We start from the raw sequence: 5,171 nt of genomic DNA, 5'->3' as shown, positions 1-5,171 counted from the left end.
TCCCCTCAGCCCGGAAGCTGGTACTCCTTCAGCAATGCCCGGCTGATGATGCGCTTCTGTACCTCGGAGGTCCCCTCTCCGATGAGCATGAAGGGGGCCTCCCGGTACAGGCGCTCGATCTCGTACTCCTTGGAGTAGCCGTAGCCGCCGTGGATCCGGAAAGCCTCGGTCGTCACCTCGTGGCAGTACTCGCTGGCAAGGTACTTGGCCATCCCGGCCTCGACGTCGTTGCGCTGCCCGTCGTCCTTCCTGCGGGCGGCGCTGACCATCATCAGATGCCCGGCCTCCACCTTGGTCGCCATCTCGGCGAGCTTGAACGCGATGGCCTGATGCTCCGCGATAGGCCGACCGAACGTCCGCCGCTGCTGAGCGTAGGCGATGCCCAGCTCAAACGCCCGGATCATAATCCCGCAGGCCCGCGCGGCGACGTTGACCCGGCCGACCTCCACGCCGTCCATCATCTGGTAGAAACCCTGGCCCCGGCCGTCCTCGCCGCCGAGGATCGCCGACGCGGGCACCCGATGGTCGACCAGCACCATCTCGGTGGTCTCGACCCCCTTGTACCCGAGTTTCTCCAGCTTTCCCGGGATGGTGATCCCGCCGTGCGTCCGGAACCCGGGTTCCTTCTCCAGGAGAAACGTCGTCATGTTCCGGTAGACCGACTGGGCGCCCTCGTCGGTCTTGACCAGGGTGGCGACGACGCCGGCGCGGGCGCCGTTCGTCAGCCACATCTTCTGGCCGTTGAGCACGTAGTCGTCGCCGTCCCGGTCGGCCCGGGTGGTGATCGCGGAAACGTCGGAGCCGCAGCCCGGTTCGCTCATCGAGAACGCCCCGCGGAGCTCGCCGGTGGCCATGACCGGGAGCAGCCGCCGTTTCTGCTCCTCCGAGCCGTGCTGGAGGATCAGGTAGGCGACGATGAAGTGGGTGTTGATGACCCCGGAGACACTCATCCAGCCGCGGGCGATCTCCTCCACGACGAGCGCGTAGGTCAGCAGGGACTCGCCGAGCCCGGCGTACTCCTCCGGGATGGTGATGCCGAACAGGCCCATCTCCTTCATCGCCTCGATGATGTCCTCGGGATACTCATCCCGATGCTCGAGGTCGTTCGCATGGGGAAGAATCTCCTTGTCGACGAAGGTCCGTACCGCCGCAAGGATGTCCCGCTGCACATCGGTCAGACCGTCGGTCTGCGCGATCCTGCCCATGTTCCGCTCCTGTCGCTGCCCCCGATGCCTGAGGGGAGAGCAGAAACGCACTCAGGCAGCGGGATGGTTTCATCATGGCCACGCGCCACGCGCCACGCGCCACGCGCCACGCGCCACGCGCCACGCGCCACGCGCCACGCGCCGGGCGCGCCGATCCGCCCCGACTCGGGCGGATTCAGCCGACCGGTGGTTCGAACTTCACCGTACGCTGCATCCCCGCGGCGCGGCCCTTGCCCGCGACGACCTCGGCCATCTTCCGGCTCGCCTCGTCGATCATCTCGTCGCCGAGCATCACCGCACCGGTCAGACCGCCCGCGGCCGAGGTGTGCCAGGCATAGGCCTCCAGGATCAGCTCGGCATGGTCGTAGTCGGCCTGCCGGGGCGCGTAGATCTCGTTGGCCGCCTCAATCTGGCCTGGGTGCAGCACCCACTTGCCGTCGAACCCGAGCGCCGCGGACCTGCCCGCCACCGCCCGGAACCCGTCCACATCACGGATCTGCAGAAACGGCCCGTCGATCGCCTGCACCCCGCGGGCGCGCGCGGCCTCGAGAATCTTGAACAGCACATAGTGAAATGGGTCACCCGGATAGTCCGGACTGAGCGCCCCCACCACCAGCGACGGCATGTTCACCGACGCCATGAAATCCGCCGGGCCGAAGATGATCGTCTCGATCCGCGGGCTCGCGAACGCGATCTCCTTGACGTTCGACAGCCCCAGCGCATTCTCGATCTGCGCCTCGATCCCGATCCGGCCCACCTCGAGCCCCATGACCTTCTCGATCTGGGTGAGCAGCAGGTCCAGCCACGCCACCTGCTCCGCCGACTGCACCTTAGGCAGCATCACGCAGTCCAGGTTCGCCCCCGCGCCCTCCACCACCTCGATCACGTCGCGGTAGGTCCAGCGCGTGGTCAGGTCGTTGACCCGCACCACCCGGGTCTTCCCCGCCCAGGCGCCCTCGTTCAGCGCCGCGACCACGTTCGCCCGCGCTGACTCCTTCGCGCCGGGAGCCACCGAGTCCTCCAGGTCACAGAACACCTGATCGGCCGGCAACCCCTGGGCCTTGCCCAGCATCTTCGGCGACGAGCCGGGAACGGCCAGACACGACCGGCGCGAACGCAGCGACACGACTACCCCACATCTCTCACAGGCCGAATCTCGACGAACGGACGAACACCCAGCGGACAGGGACATCGACGCGGAACCGAGGCTTCGTCATCCGTCAGCGCGGCCCCCGCACTCCCTACCAAGGGTCTCCACAGGTCGCGACCGCCCGATCACAGAAATCGCCCGGTAGCCCGATATTAGCCCATCCGATAATCTTGGATTGTGCATCTAGGTTTTATCACAGTCCCCCACGCCGGGCATCCGATTCGCGCTCACCATGCGCGCCACATTCGTCACCTTATGTAAGGTGCAGGTAAGGTACCGGATCCGTCGGCGCGGCGCCTCGGGCGCCGTCCGCCTTCGTCCCATGGCCGGGTTCGCTTCCGGTCGGATCAGTTGACCTGGCGCTCGTGGCCCTCCCAGTACGGGGCGCGCAGCTTGAACTTCTGCAGCTTGCCGGTGGCGGTACGGGCAAGCTGGTCGCGGAACTCCACCGAGGTGGGTGCCTTGTAGCCGGCGAGCCGCTCCTTGCAGTGCTTGATCAGCTCCGCCTCGGTCGCCGTCCGGCCCTCGGCGAGCACGACCAGCGCCTTGATCGTCTCACCCCACTTCTCGTCGGGCACGCCGATCACCGCGACCTCGGCCACCGCCGGGTGGCTGAACAGGCAGTCCTCGACCTCGATCGACGAGACGTTCTCACCGCCGGTAATGATCACGTCCTTCTTGCGGTCACTGATCGTCAGGTGGCCCTCGTCGTCGATCACGCCGCCGTCACCGGTGTGGAACCAGCCGCCCGCCAGGGCCCTGGCCGACTCCTCCGGCCGCTCCCAGTAGCCCGCCAGGACCACGTTGGAGCGGGCCAGCACCTCACCGGAGTCCGAGAGCTTGAGCGTGACGCCCAGAGCGGACGCACCCGCACGGACGAGCTTGCCCGCGCGATCCTCGGGCGGCAGGTCGTCCCACTCCACGCGGGAACGGTTGATCGTGAGCAGCGGCGAGGTCTCGGTGAGGCCGTAGATCTGGATGAACTCCCAGCCGAGCTCCTCCTCGACCCGTTGGATCGTCTTGGTGGGCGGCGGAGCACCCGCGCAGATGACCCGCACGCGGTCGCGGCCGGGGACCTCGCCGTCCCAGTCCCGGACGGCGTCGAGCACGGCGTTGACCACAGCCGGCGCGGCGCACATCACGGTGACGCCGTGCTGCTCCACGCGGCGCAGGATCTCCGGGCCGTCGATCTTGCGCAGCACCACCTGCTGGACGCCGAGACCGGTCATGCCGAACGGCATGCCCCAGCCATTGGCGTGGAACATCGGCAGCGTGTGCAGGTAGACGTCGCGGTCGGTGACACCGGCGTGCAGCGCGAAGGTGACCGCGTTGACCCAGATGTTGCGGTGGGTGATCTGCACGCCCTTGGGCCGCGCGGTCGTGCCGCTGGTGTAGTTGATCGTGGCGGTGGCGTTCTCGTCCGGCTCCCACGGCGTGGGCTCGGTGTCGAAGCGGTAGAATTCGGCGTCGCTCTCGGCGCCCAGCACGAACTTCTGCCTCGCGGTCACGCCGGAGAGCTTCTCCTCCAGCTCGGGGTCGATGAGCAGTACATCGGAGCCGGAGTGCTCGACGATGTAGCTGACCTCCTCCGGCGAGAGACGGAAGTTCACCGGGACGAGCACCCGGCCGTACCCGCTGACACCGAAGAACGACGCGAGCAGGCGGGCGCTGTTGTGCGCCACGATCGCGACGCGCTCACCGTGGCCCACGCCTAAGGCGTCCAGGCCCGCCGCCTGCGCACGGGCGGTCTCACCCAGGCGGGAGTAGGTCAGGTCCGGCCACGGCTGGGCGGGCTGGTCCGGTTCATCCACGACACCGACACGTCTGCCGTACACCGCGACCGCTCGATCAAGGAAATCACGTGCACCGAAAGGCACCAACATCGCTGGCCTCCAGGGGGCTGTGGGCGGTGCTGCCGAACCTCACCGGTCGAATCGAGTGTGATCCCAAAGTGTAGGCACGGTAAACGGCGAGGGCTTGTACGCCGGCGACAGGCGCTTGCACCCACCCGCCACACGACGTCGGCGCGGGCCCGGTCAGGCCGCCGCCGTCGGTGCTGTCGAGCTGCTCGCGGTGTGGCTACGCCGGGTGGTTCGTGAGGAACAGGTTCGTTAGGAACAACTGTTTGCAATGTTCACCCAGGCAGCCTTGCGCGTTCCGGGCGGCGCAGTTGTCCGGACAAGCCGCGCGAGCATTGTGCTGGACATGCCGGGTGCGCCCGCGCACCGAGTCGTCCGCGAGTACTACATCGACGACCTGCTGACGAGCTTGGTGAGGATCGGAAGGAAACCCTGGTGTCTGCTTCTCTTCGGACAGCGACTGACGGCGACATCGATCGCCTGGCCGGCTTGCTTGCCACCGGCCACGACCTACTCGGCACACAGCCCCGCCCTCGCCTCGACAGCGGGTGGCTCCGCGGATTGCTCACCCAGCCCAGGTGGCGGGTCCTCCTCGCCGAGGACGCGGACCGGCTGCTTGGGGCCGCGGTCCTCGATGCTTCTTCCTGCTGGACCCGACTGCCCTCCGCGGCGCGCCTTGAGGCACTCGTGATCGCTCCCGAGACGCCGGCCGGCGTCGCCGAGACACTCGTGAGGGCTCTGGACCGGCAGGCCGCTTTACTGGGGTGCACCACGCTCGTCGTGTCCGGTTCGGTCGGTACCGAGCTTGCGCGTAGGCTCGGTTTCGATCACCGCCTAGAAGGGTGGTCGGTCCGACAGCAGGCGTGGGGGGACGACTCCGCTCCGCTCGCTGAGCGGTTTCTGCGGGTTGCCGCACTCTCCGCCGCCAACCACGCCACCGAAGACGCCGCACTGACC

General features: G+C 67.8%; 4 protein-coding genes. 1 reads left to right on the top strand and 3 read right to left on the bottom strand.

Annotation, left to right across the window (positions count from 1 at the left end):
• Nucleotides 1–5: 5 nt before the first annotated feature.
• From AC08OQ_RS09255 to AC08OQ_RS09245, 3 genes are all read right to left on the bottom strand, one after another.
• Nucleotides 6–1,205: an acyl-CoA dehydrogenase family protein gene (locus tag AC08OQ_RS09255; protein ID WP_476600083.1), complete on the bottom strand. Its 1,200-nt coding sequence runs from the start codon at nucleotides 1,203–1,205 to the stop codon at nucleotides 6–8.
• Between the two features lie 175 nt (nucleotides 1,206–1,380).
• Entirely contained in the window at nucleotides 1,381–2,331 is a 951-nt protein-coding gene (locus AC08OQ_RS09250) for an HpcH/HpaI aldolase/citrate lyase family protein (RefSeq protein ID WP_462188323.1), read from the bottom strand.
• Nucleotides 2,332–2,702: 371 nt separating this feature from the next.
• On the bottom strand, nucleotides 2,703–4,238 hold the full coding sequence (locus tag AC08OQ_RS09245) for an AMP-binding protein (RefSeq protein ID WP_476605262.1): 1,536 nt from the start codon (nucleotides 4,236–4,238) through the stop codon (nucleotides 2,703–2,705).
• A 411-nt stretch (nucleotides 4,239–4,649) separates the two neighbouring features.
• Between AC08OQ_RS09245 and AC08OQ_RS09240 the strand changes: the two genes are divergently transcribed.
• On the top strand, nucleotides 4,650–5,171 hold a 522-nt coding region (locus tag AC08OQ_RS09240; protein ID WP_476611986.1), incomplete at its 3' end, for a GNAT family N-acetyltransferase.

It is taken from the genome of Frankia sp. CcCS3, assembly GCF_977927575.1.
Note: the sequence above shows the minus strand (reverse complement) of the source record. Positions and strands in the feature narration are given on the sequence as shown.

Bases quoted from the DNA above. Each gene is read 5' to 3' on its own strand.
- AC08OQ_RS09255 (WP_476600083.1), bottom strand. From the start codon at position 1,205: ATGGGCAGGATCGCGCAGACCGACGGTCTGACCGATGTGCAGCGGGAC.
- AC08OQ_RS09245 (WP_476605262.1), bottom strand. From the start codon at position 4,238: ATGTTGGTGCCTTTCGGTGCACGTGATTTCCTTGATCGAGCGGTCGCG.